At 63.9% G+C, this 3058-nt stretch carries 2 protein-coding genes and 1 pseudogene; all 3 read right to left on the bottom strand.

Annotated elements, in window-relative coordinates:
* Nucleotides 1-290 (bottom strand): annotated as a pseudogene (locus PHI64_RS23215) (hypothetical protein); the annotation flags it as partial.
* Nucleotides 287-2008, bottom strand: a complete 1722-nt coding sequence (locus PHI64_RS23220; RefSeq protein WP_083235514.1) for a tyrosine-type recombinase/integrase — start codon at nucleotides 2006-2008, stop codon at nucleotides 287-289. The gene PHI64_RS23220 and the pseudogene PHI64_RS23215, both read right to left, overlap by 4 nt.
* Before the next feature lie 16 nt (nucleotides 2009-2024).
* Nucleotides 2025-3058: hypothetical protein (locus tag PHI64_RS23225; RefSeq protein ID WP_299888707.1), on the bottom strand; the 1034-nt coding region annotated here is incomplete at its 5' end.

Here is a 3058-nt window from a genome sequence, read left to right on the forward strand (position 1 = left end):
CGCAAATCACGGGCAGTCTCCTGTTCGCGTTTGAGCGCCGCCTTGAGGCTGTCCTCGCTTGCGCCGGGCTCTCGGCCGCTCAGGCGGCGAACCTCCTTCGCGACATCCGGGTAGCGGTTGTGAATCAACGCTGGAGTGACGCCGACCTCGACCGCTAGGGCTGTGATCGTCGGAACGGCCTCGGCACGCTGCAGGCGTGCCAGAGCCTCCCACAGATCGGCGGTCGTTGTGTCTCGATTGCGCCCGCGAACCTCTTCGGGCGCCTGGCGTCGGTCCCATCTGGCTTTCATAGCGGTTCGATCCCCGGCCCCAGCTGCTTCAAGACGTCTTCGACCCGGTGGAGGTCTCGTTGCACGCGCTGGACCGCTGCCGGTCCCAACTCGCGGGCCTCCACTTGGAGCTCCAGTTGGTGGGCGTGTATTGCCTGCCACGCGATCCGCTGGGAACTGTCGATCACAGAGTCATTGCAGGCGCCGCACCGCCACGGCTCATACAGACCGGCCCCGCCACAGCCATCATCCTGGGCCAAGCAGTACGAATGGCCGGTGCTGCGGATATTGATCCAATCGGCCGTCTCCTCGATGAGAGTTTCGCGGCTAGGGAAGTCGTGGGCCCGCATGCTCACGATTCGCTGGCCGGCGCGCCCCGCCAGGGGCGTATCCGCGTGGAGCCAGCCTTCGATCAGCTCGACTTTTCGGGCACTGATCTCCGTGAACAGGTCTTCAAACAGCGCGTCATCTTGCATAGGGTTCGCCGCATACAGCTGCGTCATCTCGATGCTCGAGTGTTTGAACTGCTCCTTGAGGAAGAGGACATTTCCCAGGCGATGCCGCACGAAGGTCCAGGCGTACGCCCGGCGCAGTTGGTGAGGCGAGAGGCGCCAATCAACGCCGGCGTAGGCGGCAAAGCCTTTCATCCGGCCGGCCCAATGCAGGCCGGACACGGTCCGGATCTGCGGTGTCGGGCCTGCCCGGCCCAGGAACAGGCGGTTGCAGTCCGCCCGTGCGGCCGCAAGCACACGCATGCGTTCTGGCAGGCCGACGGGCGAGTGGTTGGCCTCCAGTTGAAGCACGCAACTCTGGAGCTCCTGGCGCAGCGGCGCCGACCAGCGCTCCATGACCTTCAGCACCCGGTGGCCGACGGCGGGCATCAGATACTCAACGCGCCCCTTTTTCGTCTTGTGTTCGATGCTTTGGACCCAGTTGTAGACGAGGCCCTCCTTGCGCTCCTTGCGGCCTGCGCCAACTTCAATGCCTGCGATCTCTTCGCATCGCATGCCAGTGAGCACGCCCAGCAGGAAGAAGCACGCATCCCTGAGTAAATTGAGCTCAGGATCGAATCCGGTGAGGCGCAAGCCGAGGTCCCGGTCGTTGAGCATGATGTCCGCCCGTGCCAGCAGGCCCTCGGCGGTGACGTAGAGCTGCTGGAGCACCGCCGGCGGGATCAAGGCCGTACCCCCAGTGGAGCGGGCCGGGCCGGTGTGGCCCGCCTGGTCACCCGCCGATGAGCCCGGCCAAGGATGGAAGCCCAAGGAGTCGACACCTTCTGAGCGGAATCGGTACAGCAGTTCGATTCCAAGCAAGTTGCGAACGAGCGTGCCTGACTTGACGCGGTCCACTGTGCGCCGGTGATGGATGAACCCCGATATGTGGATCGGATGCACCTGGCCCAGGCCGCGCACGCCGAGTTGCGCGAGATACTTGAACACCACGACCATATGCCACGTCAGCATCACGATTGAACGGGCAATCGGAGGAGTCGTTCCCGGCAAGCCTTCCTTCCAGTAGCGGTAGACCACCGCCTTGCACTCGGCCCTGAATTGCTCAGGAACGTTTGCCCAGTCGATGCGCTTGCTGCTGGGGGTCAGGTTCGACTGCTCGAAGTAGGGCCACAGCTCCCACACGTCGTCGCGGTAACGGCTCAGGACTTGGGTGGCGCCGGCCGGGCCCGGCGCAGAGCTGACGACCAGGTCAGCTGGCGCGCCGTCAGGGGCGGTTGCCGGGGCCATCGATGGTTGTGCGTGGCTAGGCAAGTGCGCCTCCCGAGATGCGGTACCGACTCCAGAATTTCAGAGGCTTGCTGCGGGCGGCCTCTCTGGACTGGGTCACCAGTTCCTCATCGAATTTGTCCATGGTGAACAGGTCAATTTGAGTGCGTATGAGCGTGAAGTATTCAGCCCATTCGCGGGACCTCGTGTTCCTGCTCTCGGCTTCCAGGAACCAGTAGAAGCTGAAGAGGCGGTGCAGGTCTTCACTGGTGCCGACCACGGTGTAGCTGCGACAGCTGAAGCAGCTCAAGAAATCGATGCAGTGCGTGCCGTCCTTGGGTGCCCGGTCGCCGTGAAGGCTGTCCTTGCAGCGCCCAGTTGGTGTGCGCTCCAGTGGCGGTGGCGTAGGCCCTTTTGCCGTGCGGTATGTGTCGGGCAAGGCCTCGCCCACGAAGACAGCGTTCGACCTCATCTCGTCGGTGACCGACAGGTAGCTCTGGTCAGCGACCTTGGGGTCGTGGCCCATGATGGCCGCCACCGTGAACAGGTCGCCATTGCTCAAACGCCACAGCCTGTTCTCCATCGTCTTGCGCAGGCGGGAGGCATTCAGAGCGAGCCGCCGGCCGTTGTCACCGAGAAGGCCGTGCCGGCTCACGAAGCCGGCGACGTTGTAGCCGAGTACCGATCCATCCAGTTTGGTCAGCGTACCCCAGTGGGCCTTGGCTTGCGCCTGGTAAAGCCAAACGCTGTCCTTGAGCTCCGCTGGGGCGATGGCCACCAGTGGCTCGGTGCGTTTGAGCAGATGCTCGAAGAGCGCGACGCCGTCCATGGGGATCGACGTGGGCACCTCGACGCTGCGCGTATATCGAAGGGCCTTGATCTGGGTGGCATTCCCCCGTCCTTTGAACGCCTCGATCAGGCGCATGCGCGGCATGAACGGATGCGGCTTCAGGCAGTCCCGCTTGAGTTCCAGCAGTGGCGTGGTGTTCAGGCCGGTTCGCATCGCGAGCGCCAAGGCATACACCGTCAGGGCTTGTCCGTTGGAGGCATTGCACGTCCCGTTGTGCAACG

The sequence above is a fragment of the Zoogloea sp. genome, assembly GCF_028689785.1.
Taxonomy (GTDB): domain Bacteria; phylum Pseudomonadota; class Gammaproteobacteria; order Burkholderiales; family Rhodocyclaceae; genus Zoogloea.

Coding starts and splice junctions, on each gene's coding strand:
- PHI64_RS23220 (WP_083235514.1), bottom strand. CDS start 2,008: ATGGCCCCGGCAACCGCCCCTGACGGCGCGCCAGCTGACCTGGTCGTC.